Below are 15346 nucleotides of genomic sequence, written 5' to 3'. Positions count from 1 at the left end.
GGTGGTCCAGTGTATGCCGGTGGGGCGCTTCAGGCCCCGAGCACCCGGTCGAGGAAGGGGCCGCGGAACTTGCCTGCGGGGTCGGCGTGGTCGGCGAGTTCGCGGAAGGCGCGGCCGCGGGGGAAGCGGGCGAGGCGGTCGGGGTCGGCGGCGAGCTTGCCCCAGTGGGGGCGGGGGTCGTATGGGGCGAGGGCGTGCTCGACGGCGGTGAGGGCGGTGCGGACGGCGTCCATGTGGGGTTTCCAGGTGAAGTGGACGGCGGCGGTGTCGCGTTTGTAGGCGCCGCTGAGCCAGAGGCCGTCGGCGGCGAGGGTGCGGATCTCGGAGACGAGGAGCGCGGGGTTGATCGCGTCGGCGTAGGTGCGGAGCGCTTCGAGGGCGGCGGGGGCGTGGGCGCGGTCGATGAAGTACTCGGACTGGAGTTCGTCTCCGGCGTTGGAGGGGGCGGCGTCGTGGCGGAAGTGCGGGAGGCGCTCGTGCCAGGGGCCGGGGGCGCCGCCTTGGCGGGTGACGGTGTCGTCGGCGGCTCCGGCGACGGGCGAGACGGCGCGGGCGGTGGAGTAGCGGGCGGGGACGGGGAGGTCGGGGCGGGCGGTGCCGGTGGTCTTGAGGAGGATCTGGGTGAGGGCGGGGGCGGCCCAGTCCTGGATGAAGAGGCTCGCGGAGTAGGCGCCCGCGGTGATGGCATCGAAGTTGTTGAGAACGGGTTCCCATGGGGCGTCGAGGAAGAGGTCCTGGCGCAGGTCGAATGCGGGGCGGACGTCGAGGTGGAGGCGGACGGCGACGCCGAGGGCGCCGAGGGCCACGACGGAGCCGTCGAAGGCGTCGTCGCCGCGGCTGAGGGTGAGGAGTTGGCCGTCGGCGCGCACGTATTCGATCGCGGCGACGTATCCGGAGAGGGCGGGGTTGCGGTCGCCGGAGCCGTGGGTGCCGGTGGCGACGGCGCCGCCGACGGAGATGTGCGGGAGGGACCCGGTGTTGCCGAGGGCGAGTCCTTCGGCGTGGAGGGCGCGGGCGACGTGCGCGAAGGGGGCTCCGGCGGGGACGGAGGCGGTGCGGCGGTCGGGCGCGATGTCGACGTGCGCGGGGAGGTCGGCGACGGAGACCATGAGGCCCTTGGTGTCGGCGATGTCGTTGAAGGAGTGGCCGGTGCCGACGGCGCGGACGCGGCCGGCGGCGGCGACGGTCTCCTGGAGTTCGGCCACGGTGCGGGGGCGGGCGGTCTGGTCGGTGGAGAAGCGGATGTTCCCGGCCCAGTTGGTGCTCATGCGGTTCCTTCGGTGGTCTTGTCTTCGGGGGTCTCGTCGATGTGGGAGGGGGCGAGGCGCAGGAGCACCCAGCCGATGTGGTCGTCGATGGCGGCGACCGCGGCGGCGGGGTCGCCGGAGGCGAGGGCGTCGCGCAGCCGCGCGTGCTTGGCGTGGCTGGTGGAGCGGAAGTAGTCGCCGTCGGTGCGGGCGTTGAGGAAGACGGCGACCTGGCTGCGGATGGGCGCCCAGGTGCGGTCGAGCCGGGCGTGGGCGGCGGCCTCGTAGACGAGGTCGTGGAATTCGAGGTCGAGGGCGGCGACGTCGCCGGGCGCGGCGTCGGCGGGGAGGTCCTTCATGCGGGTGAGGACGTCGTCGAGGGCCGCGAGGTCCTCGGGGCCGCAGCGGGCGGCGGCGCGGGCCATCGCGAGGCGCTCGATGGCGAGGCGCAGCGAGTAGACCTCCTCGATGTCGCGGGCGCTGAGGCTGATGACGCGCGCGCCGCGGTACCGCTGGGTCTCCACGAGCCCTTCGGCGGCGAGCAGGGCGATCGCTTCGCGCACGGGGCCGCGGCTGACGTGCAGGGCGTCGGCGAGCTCGGTCTCCTTCAGGCGCTCGCCGGGGGCGAGCTCGCCGCGGGTGATCATGTCCCGCAGCCGGTCCGCGACCAGGGCGGCGAGCGCTGGCGTCGTGGCGGCGACATCGAACGGGGTGAGTTGCACGGGTCCTCCTTCGCCCGGAAGCCTACCACCAAGTTGCAGATTATTTATTGTTGACAATCTCCAATCACTGGGTTAGCGTTCCCGGAGTCGGCACCGGTGCCCTCGCACAACCCGAGCCGACGACCCCTGACAGCGGCACCGGATCGCGCAAGGAGGCGCGCCGAATGGTCCAGATATCCCGAAGAGCACTCCTCGGAGCGGGTGCGGCAGCCAGTGCCGGACCGCTCCTCACCGCCTGCGGCTCCCCGTTCGACGACACCACCGCCGCCGGCGGGAACGTCCTCGAATTCGTCACCTTCTACACGGGGCCCGACGGCGTCGTCATGCAAGGCATCGTCGACCGCTACAACGAGCAGTCCGAGGGCGCGCAGATCCGCATGTCCGCGCCCGCGTACGGCGGCGACTACCTCACCAAGCTCGTCACCTCGTCCATCGCGGGCAACCCGCCCGCGATCATGGCGCTCCACAACAACGAGGTCCCGCCCCTGCGCCGGTTCCTCCACGAACTCGACCTCGCCGCGTTCGGCTTCGCCGAGGGCGACTTCGTCGAGGGCACGCAGGACCTCGCCGTCGCCGACGGCAGGCGCCTCGGCATCACCATGAGCACCGGCCCGCAGGCCATGGTCTACAACAAGCGGCTGTTCAGGGAGGCCGGGCTCGACCCCGAGCGGCCCCCGGCCAACGCGGCCGAGTTCGTCGCGGCGGGCAAGGCGCTCAAGGAGAGCGGCGTGTGGGGGTTCATCCGCGAGCCCGCCACGTGGATGCCGTGGCTGACCATGAACTGGCAGAACGGCGGCACGCTCGTTGCCGAGGACGGCACCGCCGCGTTCGACTCCGACGCGTCCCTGGAGGCGATCGACATGGAGCGGCGCTGGGTCCACGAGGACGGCATCGCGCCCTCGCAGCTCCTCGACGGCGTCCAGATGGGGCAGCAGTTCCAGGACGAGCAGGTCGGCATGATCTTCATCGGCCCGTGGGGCCTCGCCGACGTGGTCAAGGCCAACGAGGAGGACGGCAAGGAGTTCGGGGTCGCCCCGGTCCCGGCGTTCTTCGACGCCGCGCCCGCCGTCGCCGCCACCTCGCACGTGTACTGCATCCCCGTGCAGCGCAGCAACGACGACTGGGTGCGGGCCGAGGCCGCGAAGTTCATCGAGTGGGTCGTGCGCGAAGGGTCGGTCACCTGGGCCGGGTCGCAGGCGCCCTCGTTCAACGGCGTCGACGCCGAGATCGAGGCCAGCGACGACCCGGTCGTCGCCGCGATGGGCACGTTCGTCGCCGAGCAGCCGCGCGCCCGGTTCGTCCCCTACGCGCCGCGCTGGAACCAGGCGCTCACGTACCTGACCAGCGCCACGCAGTCCATCGTGTACCGCAACGAGGACCTGTCGCTCATGTCCGAGGCCGCCCGGCAGGCGACCGCCGCGATCAAGGGGGCGACCCGATGACCGCGACCGTCGAGACCCCTGCAGAGACGACGCCCGCGGCGGCTCCCAAGCGGCGCAAGCGGCTCACGCGCGTCGGCATCCTGTTCGCCGCGCCGTTCCTGGCGCTCCTGCTGTTCCTGTGGGTCGTGCCGGTCGTCAACGGCTTCTACACGAGCCTCACCGACACCAACATGGCCGAGGGCACCGGCGGATTCGTCGGCCTCGACAACTACGCGAGCCTCGTAACGGACCCGGACTTCCATGCGGCCCTCGGGAACACGGCCCTGTTCGTGGTCCTCAACGTGCCCGTCCTGGTCGCGGTGGGCCTGCTGCTGGCGATGCTGCTCAACCAGCGGCTCGGCGGCCGCGGCGCCATCCGCGCCGCGTTCATCTCCCCCTACCTGCTCACCGGCGCGGCCGTCGCCATCATCTGGCAGACCGCGCTGAACCCCCTGGGCGGCAACGTCAACCAGATCCTCGGCGCGATCGGCATGCCCGAGCAGGCGTGGCTGTCCACGCCCGGCGAGGCCATGGGCGCGGTCGTCCTCATCACCCTGTGGTGGCGCGTCGGCTTCCCGCTGCTGGTGCTCCTCGCGGCGCTCCAGGACATCCCCGCGCAGCTCTACGAGGCCGCGAAGATCGACGGCGCGAACCTCTGGCAGCGGTTCCGGCACATCACGCTCCCGGCCATCGCCCCGGTCCTCATGCTGGTGATCCTGCTGCGGCTCATCGACTCGTTCAAGGTCTTCGAGCAGGTGTACCTGGTGACGCAGGGCGGGCCCGCCGGGTCGACCCGCGTCGTCCTCCAGATGCTCTACGAGTCCGGGTTCCGCGACTTCCAGACCGGCTACGCCGCCGCGATCGGCTGGACCCTCGCGCTCGTCATCCTCGTCGTCACCGCCGTCCAGCTCGCGCTCACCCGAAGGAGGGCCTCATGACCGCCGCCGCCCTGCGCCCGCGATCCAAGAGCCCCGACCGGCGCGCCCGCCGCATCGGCACGATCATCGCCGCGGTCCTCGCCCTCGCGTGGACCCTGCCGATCCTGTGGGTCCTCGTCGGCTCGTTCAACGCCGAGCGGATCACCTCCGGCTCCGGGTTCCTCCCGAGCGACCCGACCGGCGAGAACTGGACGAAGCTCGTGCAGCCCGACGGGCGGGCCGTGAACGTGTTCGTGGCGTTCTTCAACAGCACCGTCGTCGCCGTCGCGGCGACAGTGCTCGCGCTCGTCGTGTGCTCGATGATGGCGTATGCGCTGGCCCGCCTGCCGTTCCGCGGCTCCGCGGTGGTGCTCGCCGCGATCGTGCTCATGATGCTCGTCCCCACGGAGGTGATCCTCGTGCCGCTGTTCCAGCAGTTCGCCGCGCTCGGCCTGCTGAACACGTACGGCGCCTTGATCATCCCGCACGTGGTGTCCCTGTTCGGGGTGGTGCTGCTGCGGCAGTTCATCGCGAACCTGCCCGTGGAGCTGACCGAGGCCGCGAAGATCGACGGCGCGAACGCCTGGCAGAACTACCGGTACATCGTGCTGCCGCTCATCAGGCCCGGCCTCGCCACCCTCGGCATCCTCGTGTTCCTCGCGGCGTGGAACGACTTCCTGTGGCCGCTCATCGCCACCTCCACGCCGTCGATGCAGACCCTCCCGCTCGCGCTCATCACGTTCCGATCCGCCTACGGGGACAGCGAATACGGGGTGGTCATGGCGTCCACGATCCTCGCCATCACCCCGCCGCTGCTCATCTTCCTCCTCGCCCAGCGATTCATCGTCCAGGGCATCAGCAACACCGGCCTGAAAGGTTGACCATGCCGAACTCACGAACCACCGCGCACGCCGGGCGGAACCGGCGGCACCCGTCCGCGACCCGGTCCGACCCGAACCCGCGGCACGTGCGCGACGCGGAGGTCCGCATCGACGCCGCCGCGCCGGGCGTCGACCTCGCCCCGATCTGGGCGAGCATGGGCTACGACGAGATCAACTACACGTACCGGCCCGACGGCAAGAAGCTGCTGAACAGCATCGGGGCGTTCTCCCCGCAGCCGTTCCACGTGCGCCCGCACTACATGTTCTGCTCCGGCAGCGGCTGGGGCCAGCCGCACTGGGGCAACGGGAACGTCTACCACGAGGACGCCGACGGGAACCCGTTCTACGACTTCACGCTCCTCGACGAGACCTACGACGCCATCACCGGCGCCGGGCACCACGTGCTCGTCGAACTCGGGTTCACCCCGAAGGACCTCGTACCCGAGAAGGCCGTGTTCCCGGTGCTCTCCAGCCCCACCGTCTACAGCGCCTACGAGCAGGGCCTGTGGTCGTTCCCGCCCAAGGACTACGGCAAGTGGGCCGGCCTGTGCGCCGCCACCGCCGCGCACGTCCTCGAACGGTACGGCGCCGAAGAGGTGTCCACCTGGGTGTGGGAGCTGTGGAACGAGCCCGACATCTTCTACTGGCGCGGCACCCCGCAGCAGTACTACGACCTGTACACCGTCACCGTCGAGGCGATCCGGGGCGTGCTCCCGGACGCGCGGGTCGGCGGGCCCTCGGTCACCGGCGGCGACGACGGCGTCGAGTTCCTGCGCGGGTTCCTCAAGCACTGCAAGGCGACCGGCACACCGCTGGACTACGTCTCCTTCCACACCAAGGGCTCGGCGTTCACGCCGTGGCGCACCTACGGGCCCATCGGCGCCCCCGCGCCCGTGCAGGAGTCGCCCTCGGCGGTGAAGATGCTGTTCGAAGTGGACCGCCTCCTCGCCGTGATGGACGAGTTCCCCGAGTACGCGGCGCTGCCCGCGCTCATCGACGAGTGCGACGCGGGCGTGCCCGCGCACCACTCCGCCTACGACAACCCGAACTTCCGGTTCCAGAACACCGAGTACTACCCGGTGTTCCAGGCCAAGCTCATGAAGAAGCTCCTCGACCTCTCCGCGGCACACAGCGACAACATCGAGCAGGCCACCACCTGGTCGTTCTACTTCGAGGGCGAGCGGTACTTCGAGGGCACCCGGTCGTGGACCACCCAGGGCGGCATCGAGAAGCCGCTCATGAACGCCTACCGGCTCTTCGCGAAGCTCGGACGGCGGCGGCTCCCGGCCGTCTCGGACCGGGCGTTCCCCATCGACGACCTCTCGGGCCGCGAGTACGGGATGCCCGAGGAGGTCGACGCGCTCGCGTCCATCGCCGACGACGGCACGGTCACCGCGCTCGTGTGGCGCCACGGCGACGACCAGTACGCGCAGGACCCGGAGCCGACCGCCGCGGCTCTGGCCTTCACCGGCCTCGCGGCCGGGTCCTACACGGCGACCGAGTACCGCATCGACGCCGACCACTCCAACGCCCACACCGTGTGGGAGGCCCTCGGGTCCCCGCAGGACCCGGACGCGGACGCGCTCAAGGCGATCCACACGAGGCAGGGCCTGGAGACCGTCGGCGAGGCGCGGACGGTGACCGCCGAGGACGGGGCGCTGCGGTACGAGACGGCGCTCCCGCTGCCGTCGGTGTCCCTCGTGGTCCTGGAACCGCGATGACCGACACTCTCCTGTACGTCGGCGGCCGCCTCCGCGCGGCCGCCGACGGCGGGGCCGTCCCGCTCCGCGACCCCGCCACCGGCGAGGCCGTCGGCACCGCGGCCCTCGCCACCGCATCCGATGTGGACGACGCGCTCGCCGCGGTCGAACGCGGCTTCCGAGCTTGGCGCCGTTCAGCACCCGAGGAGCGGGCGCGGGTCCTCACCGGGGCCGCGGCGCTCCTGCGCGGCCGGGCCGAGACCGTCGCCCGCGCGATCACCGCCGAGCAGGGCAAGCCCCTGGGCGAGGCCCGCGCCGAGATCGAGCAGTCCGCCGGGTACTTCGACTGGTTCGCGCACGAGGCCCTGCGCGACCTCGGCCGGACCTGGGGCGACGGCGACCGCGAGTTCCGCGTCGAGCGGCGCCCGATCGGACCCGTCGCCGCGTTCACCGCCTGGAACTTCCCGGCCTCGCTCCCGGCCCGGAAGCTGGCGCCCGCCGTCGCCGCCGGGTGCTCGATCCTCGTCAAGCCCGCCGAGGAGGCCCCGAGCGCGGCCCTCGCGCTCGCGCAGTGCCTCGTGGAGGCGGGCCTGCCCGGAGACGCCGTCGCCGTCGTCACCGGCGACGCGCCTTCCATTGCGGCGCAGGTGATCGGGTCGCGCGCGATCCGCAAGATCACGCTCACCGGGTCGATCCCGGTAGGGCGCGAGCTCGTGCGGCTCTCCGCCGAGCACCTCCAGCCGCTCAGCCTCGAACTCGGCGGCCACGCGCCCGTGATCGTGCTCCCCGGGGCCGACACCGCCTCGGCCGCGAAGACGCTCGCGGGCGCGAAGTTCCGCAACGCGGGGCAGGTGTGCATCTCCCCCACCAGGTTCTTCGTGCCGCAGGAAGACGCGGAGGCGTTCGCGGCGGTGTTCGCCGAGACCGCCGCGAACCTCAAGGTCGGGGCCGGGGACGCCGAGGGCGTCGAGGTGGGGCCGCTCGCGAACGCGCGGCGCCTCGCCGCCGTTGAGTCCCTTGTAGACGACCTGCGCGAGGGCGGGGCCCGCATCCTCACGGGCGGGCACCGGATCGAGGGGCCGGGGTGGTTCTACGCGCCCACGGTCGTCGCGGACGTGCCCGAGGACGCGCGCATCCTCACCGAGGAGCCGTTCGGTCCGGTCGCCCCGGTGCTGCCGTACCGGGACCTCGACGAGGCGGTGGCGCGGGCGAACGCCGTGGAGCAGGGCCTCGCGGCCTACGTCTTCGGGCCCGCGGAGGCCGCACGGGACGTGGCCGCGCGCCTCGACGTCGGCATGATCGGCGTCAACAGCACCGCGCTCGCGGTCGCCGAAGCGCCGTTCGGCGGCGTCAAGTCCTCCGGGTACGGCCGCGAAGGCGGCACCGAGGGGATCGGCGAATACACCGTCGCCGTCTACACGCAGGTGAGAGGAGAGGGCGCATGAGCGCGCGGGTGCTGGTCACCACCGCATATCTGGAGCCGGGCGGCGAGGTCGAGCGGCTCCTGCGCCGCGCCGGGCACGAGGTCGTGTTCGCGCGGGCCGCGGACCGGCGCGTCAGCGGGCAGTCCCTGGCGGACGCCGTGGCCGACGCGGACGCGATCGTGGCCGGGACGGACCGGTTCACCGCCGAGGTCATCACGGCAGCAACGCGACTGCGTGTGTTCGGGCGCTGCGGGGTCGGGTACGACAACATCGACGTCGCCGCCGCGACCGCCGCGGGCGTGGCCGTCACATACACGCCCGGCGTCAACCGCGAGTCCGTCGCCGAACTGGTCCTGGGCCAGCTCGTCAACGGCGCCCGCCTGCTGCCGCAGAACATCGCGGCCGTGAGCGAGGGCCGGTGGGAGCAGCCGAGCGGCACCGAGCTCGCCGGATCGGTGCTCGGGATCGTGGGGCTCGGCTCGATCGGGAAGGCCGTCGCGCGGGTCGCGCGGGCGCTCGGGATGACCGTGATCGCGTACGACCCGTACTTCGACGCGGACTTCGCCGGGGACCACGGGATCGAGCGGGGCTCGCTGGACGCGGTGCTCGCGGCCTCCGACTTCCTGACGCTGCACCTGTTCCTGGACGAGTCGACTCGGAACCTCATCGACCGCGAGCGGATCGCGGCGATGAAGCCGGGCGCGTTCCTCGTCAACACCGCCCGCGGCGGCGTCCTCGACGAAGCGGCCCTCGCCGACGCGGTGCGCAGCGGGCACCTCCGCGGGGCCGCGCTCGACGTGCTGGAGACCGAGCCGCTCGCCGCCGACAGCCCGCTGCGCGGCCTCGACCGGGTGTTCGTGACCGCCCACATCGGAGCGGCGACGCACCAGGCGCGGGCCCGGTCGAGCCTCATGGCCGCGGGTCAGGTCGCCGATTTCCTCGCAGGGGACCCGCGCCCGGGTAACCTCGTCAACCCCGACTACCTGAAGGGGGCCGCGTGAAGCCCGTCCGACTGTTCAGCACCCTGGCCGTCCGCCTCGCCCTGGACGCGGGGGTCCTCGCCGACTTCACCGCGGACACCGGGCACGAGGTCGAGGCGGTCTACGACCCCACGAACGTCCTGTTGCAGCGCATCGAGCACCGCGACCACCCCGACGTCATGATCGGGGTCGGACACCAGCTCGCCGAGCTGGTCGCGGCGGGCGTCCTCGACGAGGCCGTGGAGATCGCCCGCGTCGGGGTCGGCGTCGCGGCCCCGCCCGGGGAGGGCGAACTGCCCGACATCTCCACTGTGGAGTCAATGAAGGCCGCGCTCGTGGCGGCCCGCTCGGTCGCGTACTCGCAGACCGGCGCGAGCGGAGTCTACTTCGCGTCGCTCCTCGCCGACCTCGGCATCGCCGACCGCGTGAACGCCCGCGCCACCGTGGTGGAGAAGGGCTTCGTGGCGGAGACGCTCCTCGACGGGCGCGCCGATCTGGCCGTGCAGCAGCTGAGCGAGCTGCGGTTCGTGCCGGAGGCCCGGCTCGTGGGGCCGCTTCCCGAAGCGGCCCAGCACTACACGGTGTTCGCCGCCGCCACGGGCGCCGGAGCGGACGAGGCCGCGCGGGCGCTCGTGGCGCACCTCGCCTCGCCCGCCGCGGTCGCGCGGTACCGCGACACGGGACTGGAGGGCGTCGCCGGTTGAGCGGCAGCGGGAGTGAACGGCCCGCTTCCGCCCGTTTCGCGAACCCCGGGAAAGGGCTTACACTCGCATCGGCCGCGGGTGCAGCACCCGGGGGCCGACCCGGCACGTCGAATGCTCACGACCCTCCCCCATAGAGGAGTTTCAATTGCATCAGCAGCAGCACGCCGTCAAGGTCCGCCTCGACCGCTTCGTGAAGGAGCGCCTGGAACCGGCGAGGGAGCGGGCGAGCGCGCCGGTCCGGGTGGCGGCCTGGGCGGTCCCCGGGGAGCCGGTGCCGTTCAGCGAGGCCGTCGGGCAGTCGTACGCGCCGGTCGAGGAAGGGTACGCGTGGGGCCGGGCCTGGGGCACCGTGTGGTTCAAGGTGTCCGGCACGGTCCCAGCGGACTGGACGGCCGAGCCGGGCGAAGTGGAGCTCGCGATCGACCCCGGGTTCATCGGCGAGGGCGCGGGCTTCCAGGTGGAGGCCCTGGTCTTCGACGGCTCGGGCCGCACACTGAAGGCGATCGAGCCGAAGAACGACTACGTGCGCCTCGGCCTCAAGCCCGGCGAGTCGTTCGAGCTGTACGTGGAGGCCGCGGCGAACCCCGACGTGTTCACCAGCGGCGTCCGCTTCGCTCCGACCCCGTTGGGGCGCTGGGAGACCGCGCCCGACACGCCGATCTACCGGCTGGGCCGGATCGCAGTGGTGCAGCGCGACGCGACGGTGTGGGAGCTGGTGCAGGACGTGGCGACGGTGCGCGGGCTGGCGCTGGAGCTGCCGGAGGGCTCGCCGCGGCGCGCAGAGCTGTTCGCGGCCCTCGACGCCATGGTCGACGCGGTGCACCCGCACGACGTGCACGGGACCGCGGTCGCGGGCCGCAAGGCGCTGCGGCGCGTGCTGTCGTCCCCGGCGGCGCGGTCGGCGCACCAGGTGTACGCGGTGGGCCACGCGCACATCGACTCGGCGTGGCTGTGGCCGGTGCGCGAGACGGTGCGCAAATGCGCGCGCACGTTCTCGAACGTGCTGGAGCTGATGGACGCCGACCCGGACCTGGTGTTCGCGTGCTCGTCGGCGCAGCAGTTCGCGTGGATCAAGGAGTTCTATCCGGAGCTGTACGAGCGCATCCGCGCGCGGGTCGCCGAGGGCCGGTTCGTGCCCGTGGGCGGCATGTGGGTCGAGTCGGACACGAACATGCCGGGTGCGGAGGCCATGGCGCGGCAGTTCGTGGAGGGGAAGCGGTTCTTCCTGGAGGAGTTCGGGGTCGACACCCGCGAGGTCTGGCTGCCGGACTCGTTCGGGTACACGGGCGCGCTGCCGCAGATCGCGCGCGCGGCGGGCGCGGGGTACTTCCTGACGCAGAAGCTGTCGTGGAACGAGGTCAACAAGTACCCGCACCACACGTTCGACTGGGAGGGCATCGACGGGACGCGGATCTTCGCGCACTTCCCGCCGGTCGACACGTACAACTCGCAGCTCACGCCGAAGGAGCTGGCGCACACCGAGCGGAACTTCGCGGACAAGGGCCGCGCGTCGATGTCGCTGGTGCCCTTCGGGTTCGGCGACGGCGGCGGCGGTCCGACCCGGGAGATGATGGCGGCGGCGCGGCGCGCGGCGGACCTGGAGGGGTCGCCGACGGTGCGGATCGCGCCGCCGATCGAGTTCTTCGAGGCGGCCGAGGAGGAGCTGCCGTCGCGTCCGGTGTGGTCGGGCGAGCTGTACCTGGAGAACCACCGCGGCACGTACGCGTCGCAGGCGCGCACGAAGCGCGGGAACCGCCGCAGCGAGGCGCTGCTCCACGAAGCGGAGCTGTGGGCGGCGACGGCGGCCGTGCGCACGGGCGCGGAATACCCGTACGAGCTGCTGCGGAAGTCGTGGAGGACGGTGCTGCTCAACCAGTTCCACGACATCCTGCCGGGCTCGTCCATCGGGTGGGTCTACGACCAGACCGCGAAGGAGTACGCGCAGATCGAGGCGGACCTGGAGCCGGTGATCGCCGGAGCCGTGGCCGCGCTCGGTTCCGGCGGCGCCGCCGAGGGCGAAGGCTTCGTGAACTCCGGGCCCTACGAGGTCGACGGCGTGCCCGCGTTCTCGGTGGGCGCCAAGCAGGTGAACGACGTCGTGACGGTGGAGCGCGATGCGGGCTCCACGGTGATCGCGAACGGCGCGGTGCGCGTGGTCTTCGACGCCGACGGGCTCATCACCTCCCTGGTGGACGGCGGGACCGGCCGCGAGACCGTCCCGCCGGGGGAGCGTGCGGGCCTCCTCCAGGCGTTCACGGACACGCCGCGGAACTACGACGCGTGGGACGTGGACGTCGAGTACCGGCGCTCGGGCCGGGACCTGGAGGCCGCCGACGAGGTGCAGGTGGTCGAGGAGGGCAAGGAGCGCGCCGCGGTGCGCACCGTCCGCACCTTCGGCGAGTCCACGATCACGCAGGTGTTCACCGTGGAGGCGGGCCGGGCCGCGGTCGACATCGAGACCACTGTGGACTGGCATGAGCGGCAGACGATGCTGAAGTTCGCGTTCCCCGTCGACGTGCACACGGCGTCGGCGCGCTCGGAGATCCAGTTCGGGCACATCGAGCGGCCCACGCACACGAACACGAGCTGGGACGAGGCCCGGTTCGAGACGTGCGCCCACCGCTGGGTCCACGTCGGCGAAGCGGGCCGGGGCCTGGGGGTCGCGAACGACGCGACCTACGGCCACGACGTGACGCGGCACCCGCGAAGCGGCGGCGGCACCTTCTCCGTGGTGCGCCAGACGCTCCTCAAGTCCCCGCTGTTCCCGGACCCGGAGGCCGACCAGGGCGAGCACGTGTTCCGCACCTCGCTCGTCCCCGGCGGCGTCGCCGAGGCGGTGCGGGCCGGGTACCGGCTCAACCTGCCGCTGCGTACGGTGGCCGCCGGAGCGGTCGAACCGCTGGTGGCCGTGGGGAACCCGGCGGTGGTCGTGGAGACGGTGAAGCTCGCCGAGGACGGCTCGGGCGATGTCGTGGTGCGGCTCTACGAGGCGCACGGGGCGCGCACGGAAGCCGTGCTCGACCTCGGCTTCACCTCGGGCGCCGTCGTGGAGACGGACCTGCTGGAGCGCGAGGTCGAGACGGCCGCGGTGACCGCGAGCGACGCCGGTTCGGTGTCGCTGGCGCTGCGGCCCTTCCAGATCGCGACGCTGCGGATCACCCGGGCTTAGGACAGGGGAAAGGGCCGGACGCATTCGCGTCCGGCCCTCGCCCGTCCCCGGTCACGGGGCGCCGTGGACCTGCGCTCCGTGCATGAAGACGTCCTGGACGTTCCACACGTCCGGGTTGAGCGCCATGCGGGCCGAGTACCACATGCGGTAGCCGGGCCTGTCGTACTGGCTGGAGACGATCATGCTCGCGCGGTAGAGGTGGTCGTGCTGGAACGGCTTGGTGCGCGGCACGATGGACTTGGCGGAGTTCGCGAAGTCGGTCGGCGTGGCGCCAGCGAGGAAGAGCAGGTCGCCGTCGCGGCCGGTCGAGCCGACGACGGTGTCGTTGAGGAGTCCGATGTACTCGTCGCCCTCCTTGCGCATCGAGAGGTGCCAGGGCTCCTTCTCGCGCTGCATAGCGCCGACGGCGACCGGGACCGGCGCGCCCCACGTCGCCTTCGCGGGCGTGGCGCCGCCGACCGCGTACTCCACTCGGTTCGGCGAGCGCGTGATGTTGACGGCCCACATGACCCAGTGCCCGTCCACGTAGGCGAACGCGGGCGAGAGGGGCCTGCGCACGCTCATCGAGCTGCGCACCGCCTCCGCCGGCGCGGACCAGTGGACGCCGTCGGTGGAGCTCACGAACTTGATGCGCTCCTGCATCAGGTCGGGGATCACCACCCGCCAGAACAGGTACATGGTGTTCGACGGGCCCATCGCGAGGTCGGTGTCGGAGTTGTAGGGTCCGGGCAGCCCGGGCTGGTCGTCGATCGGGTTGGTCAGCCCGGCCGGGACGACCCAGTTGACGCCGTCGTGGGAGGCGGCGATGTTCGGGTCCTCGTGCGCCGAGTTGCTGCCGGGGTAGGGCGTGTGCGCCATCCAGTACTCGTAGCCGTTCCAGCCGTCGGGGAAGTAGAGCACGCTCGGGTGGGTGGTCTGCCCGCCCGTGGGGCTGACGTGCGTGGGGATGGCGCGCTTGCCGCCGTAGGGTCCCCACACCCGGTCGGGCACCTCCAGCTCCTCGTCCGGCATGGCGGGCTCGCACGGCTCGACCAGCGCCGAGCCCTCCACTGTGGTGGTCTCGGCGCCGCGTTCGAGGTCGACGGCGATGGCGACCCGCCCGCCGCCGGCGGGGACGTGGGCCGCGCCGGAGAGCGAGCCCTCGCCGGGCCCGGGCAGCTCGGCGCCGGGCCGGAGCGTGCCGCCGATCATGGTCGGGGCCAGGGGGCCGGCCTCGGTCTCGACCCGCACGTCGACGACCGTGTGGGCCGTTCCGGCGGGCGCGTCGAGCGGTTCGGCGAGCAGGAACTCGGCCTCCAGGTCGCCTGCGGCGCCGCAGGTCGCGGCCGCGAAGTCGAGGGTCGGCCCGCCGTCGGCGCGCTCCTGGGCGAGCGCCGGGATGCCGGCGATGAGCGCGGAGAGGACGCCGGAGGCGACCACGGCGGCTCTGCGGCGTGCGATCGAAGTCATGGCTTCGGTCCTTTCGCTGGTGCTATGCGGGGTGGGTGACCGTCAGGGCGAACCCGGTGAGCATGCCGATGGGCTCGGAGCTGGTGACCCCGTCGGCGCCCTCCCACAGGAGCACCGGTGCGGGCAGCGCGAACGTCTGCCCTTCGGGCGGGAACACGGGCGGGTCCACGGCCTCGGTGGGGAGCAGCCGGAGCGGGCCGGTGTACAGGAAGACGGGCTCGCCGCGCACGCCGATGCCCGGCGCCCGCTCGACTTCGAATTCGAGGCCGTGCTCGACGACGAGCGACTGCTCGTCGGGGTTGTACTGGTAGTCCGTGAGGCTCTCGGCCCGCAGTGAGACGGCGACCTGCCCGAAGGCGAGCCCGGGTTCGCCCGACGACGCGAGCACGAGGTTCGCGGTCGTCATGGCCTCCTCGCCCGGCTGCCGGGCGAGGTCCACCTCGCCCGCGAAGGCGCCGGTGTCGAGGGGTTCGGGCTGCCCGAGGAGGTCGATGGTCGCACCGGGGCCGTCGATTGCGACGCGCCGGAAGTTGGGCGAGGCGTCGCTCTGCTCCTGCACGGTGTGCGCGGTGAGCCATTCGGGCGGCGCGGCGGTCACTGCCGTGGCCGTGAGGACCACCAGCGGCACCGCGGCGGCGGCGACGGCGATCCGGTGCCGCTGAAAGAAGTCCGCAATCACGCCTCGAATTTAGGCTGGCGGTCGCCGCGTCATTCGCGTTTCGCGAAAATCTC

Annotated in this window: 12 protein-coding genes; 8 read left to right on the top strand and 4 right to left on the bottom strand. The window is 72.4% G+C overall.

Annotation, left to right across the window (positions count from 1 at the left end; all coding sequences use genetic code 11):
- Positions 1–29 precede the first annotated feature (29 nt).
- Positions 30–1268, bottom strand: a complete 1239-nt coding sequence (locus tag B0I28_RS04315; protein WP_106362540.1) for an FAD-binding protein — start codon at positions 1266–1268, stop codon at positions 30–32.
- Complete coding sequence (locus tag B0I28_RS04310; protein WP_106362539.1) at positions 1265–1969, bottom strand: GntR family transcriptional regulator; 705 nt, start codon at positions 1967–1969, stop codon at positions 1265–1267. Before B0I28_RS04310 ends, B0I28_RS04315 begins: the two co-directional genes overlap by 4 nt.
- 164 nt (positions 1970–2133) lie before the next feature.
- Between B0I28_RS04310 and B0I28_RS04305 the strand changes: the two genes are divergently transcribed.
- From B0I28_RS04305 to B0I28_RS04270, 8 genes are all read left to right on the top strand, one after another.
- Positions 2134–3411, top strand: a complete 1278-nt coding sequence (locus B0I28_RS04305; RefSeq protein WP_106362538.1) for an extracellular solute-binding protein — start codon at positions 2134–2136, stop codon at positions 3409–3411.
- On the top strand, positions 3408–4328 hold the full coding sequence (locus tag B0I28_RS04300) for a carbohydrate ABC transporter permease (RefSeq protein WP_106362537.1): 921 nt from the start codon (positions 3408–3410) through the stop codon (positions 4326–4328). The genes B0I28_RS04305 and B0I28_RS04300 overlap by 4 nt, the downstream gene beginning before the upstream one ends.
- Positions 4325–5188, top strand: a complete 864-nt coding sequence (locus B0I28_RS04295) for a carbohydrate ABC transporter permease (RefSeq protein WP_106362536.1) — start codon at positions 4325–4327, stop codon at positions 5186–5188. The genes B0I28_RS04300 and B0I28_RS04295 overlap by 4 nt, the downstream gene beginning before the upstream one ends.
- A gap of 2 nt (positions 5189–5190) precedes the next feature.
- On the top strand, positions 5191–6909 hold the full coding sequence (locus B0I28_RS04290; RefSeq protein ID WP_106362535.1) for a GH39 family glycosyl hydrolase: 1719 nt from the start codon (positions 5191–5193) through the stop codon (positions 6907–6909).
- A complete protein-coding gene (locus B0I28_RS04285) occupies positions 6906–8333 on the top strand; it encodes an NAD-dependent succinate-semialdehyde dehydrogenase (RefSeq protein WP_106362534.1) in 1428 nt (475 codons plus the stop codon). The genes B0I28_RS04290 and B0I28_RS04285 overlap by 4 nt, the downstream gene beginning before the upstream one ends.
- Complete coding sequence (locus B0I28_RS04280) at positions 8330–9313, top strand: phosphoglycerate dehydrogenase (RefSeq protein ID WP_106362533.1); 984 nt, start codon at positions 8330–8332, stop codon at positions 9311–9313. The genes B0I28_RS04285 and B0I28_RS04280 overlap by 4 nt, the downstream gene beginning before the upstream one ends.
- Complete coding sequence (locus B0I28_RS04275) at positions 9310–9996, top strand: substrate-binding domain-containing protein (protein ID WP_219926538.1); 687 nt, start codon at positions 9310–9312, stop codon at positions 9994–9996. Before B0I28_RS04280 ends, B0I28_RS04275 begins: the two co-directional genes overlap by 4 nt.
- A gap of 145 nt (positions 9997–10141) precedes the next feature.
- A complete protein-coding gene (locus B0I28_RS04270) occupies positions 10142–13165 on the top strand; it encodes an alpha-mannosidase (RefSeq protein WP_106362532.1) in 3024 nt (1007 codons plus the stop codon).
- Between the two features lie 51 nt (positions 13166–13216).
- Here the strand turns inward: B0I28_RS04270 and B0I28_RS04265 are convergent, their stop codons facing one another.
- On the bottom strand, positions 13217–14614 hold the full coding sequence (locus B0I28_RS04265; protein ID WP_106362531.1) for a hypothetical protein: 1398 nt from the start codon (positions 14612–14614) through the stop codon (positions 13217–13219).
- Between the two features lie 22 nt (positions 14615–14636).
- Positions 14637–15293, bottom strand: coding sequence for a hypothetical protein (locus B0I28_RS04260; RefSeq protein ID WP_106362530.1), 657 nt, complete (start codon positions 15291–15293; stop codon positions 14637–14639).
- Positions 15294–15346: the final 53 nt, after the last annotated feature.

The sequence above is a fragment of the Glycomyces artemisiae genome (assembly GCF_003002955.1).
GTDB classification, from domain to species: Bacteria; Actinomycetota; Actinomycetes; order Mycobacteriales; family Micromonosporaceae; genus Glycomyces; species Glycomyces artemisiae.
Note: the sequence above shows the minus strand (reverse complement) of the source record. Positions and strands in the feature narration are given on the sequence as shown.

Excerpts from the sequence above, each read along its gene's own strand:
- B0I28_RS04315 (WP_106362540.1), bottom strand. The coding sequence starts at position 1,268 with ATGAGCACCAACTGGGCCGGGAACATCCGCTTCTCCACCGACCAGACC.
- B0I28_RS04280 (WP_106362533.1), top strand. The coding sequence starts at position 8,330 with ATGAGCGCGCGGGTGCTGGTCACCACCGCATATCTGGAGCCGGGCGGC.
- B0I28_RS04285 (WP_106362534.1), top strand. The coding sequence starts at position 6,906 with ATGACCGACACTCTCCTGTACGTCGGCGGCCGCCTCCGCGCGGCCGCC.
- B0I28_RS04290 (WP_106362535.1), top strand. The coding sequence starts at position 5,191 with ATGCCGAACTCACGAACCACCGCGCACGCCGGGCGGAACCGGCGGCAC.
- B0I28_RS04295 (WP_106362536.1), top strand. The coding sequence starts at position 4,325 with ATGACCGCCGCCGCCCTGCGCCCGCGATCCAAGAGCCCCGACCGGCGC.
- B0I28_RS04300 (WP_106362537.1), top strand. The coding sequence starts at position 3,408 with ATGACCGCGACCGTCGAGACCCCTGCAGAGACGACGCCCGCGGCGGCT.
- B0I28_RS04305 (WP_106362538.1), top strand. The coding sequence starts at position 2,134 with ATGGTCCAGATATCCCGAAGAGCACTCCTCGGAGCGGGTGCGGCAGCC.
- B0I28_RS04265 (WP_106362531.1), bottom strand. The coding sequence starts at position 14,614 with ATGACTTCGATCGCACGCCGCAGAGCCGCCGTGGTCGCCTCCGGCGTC.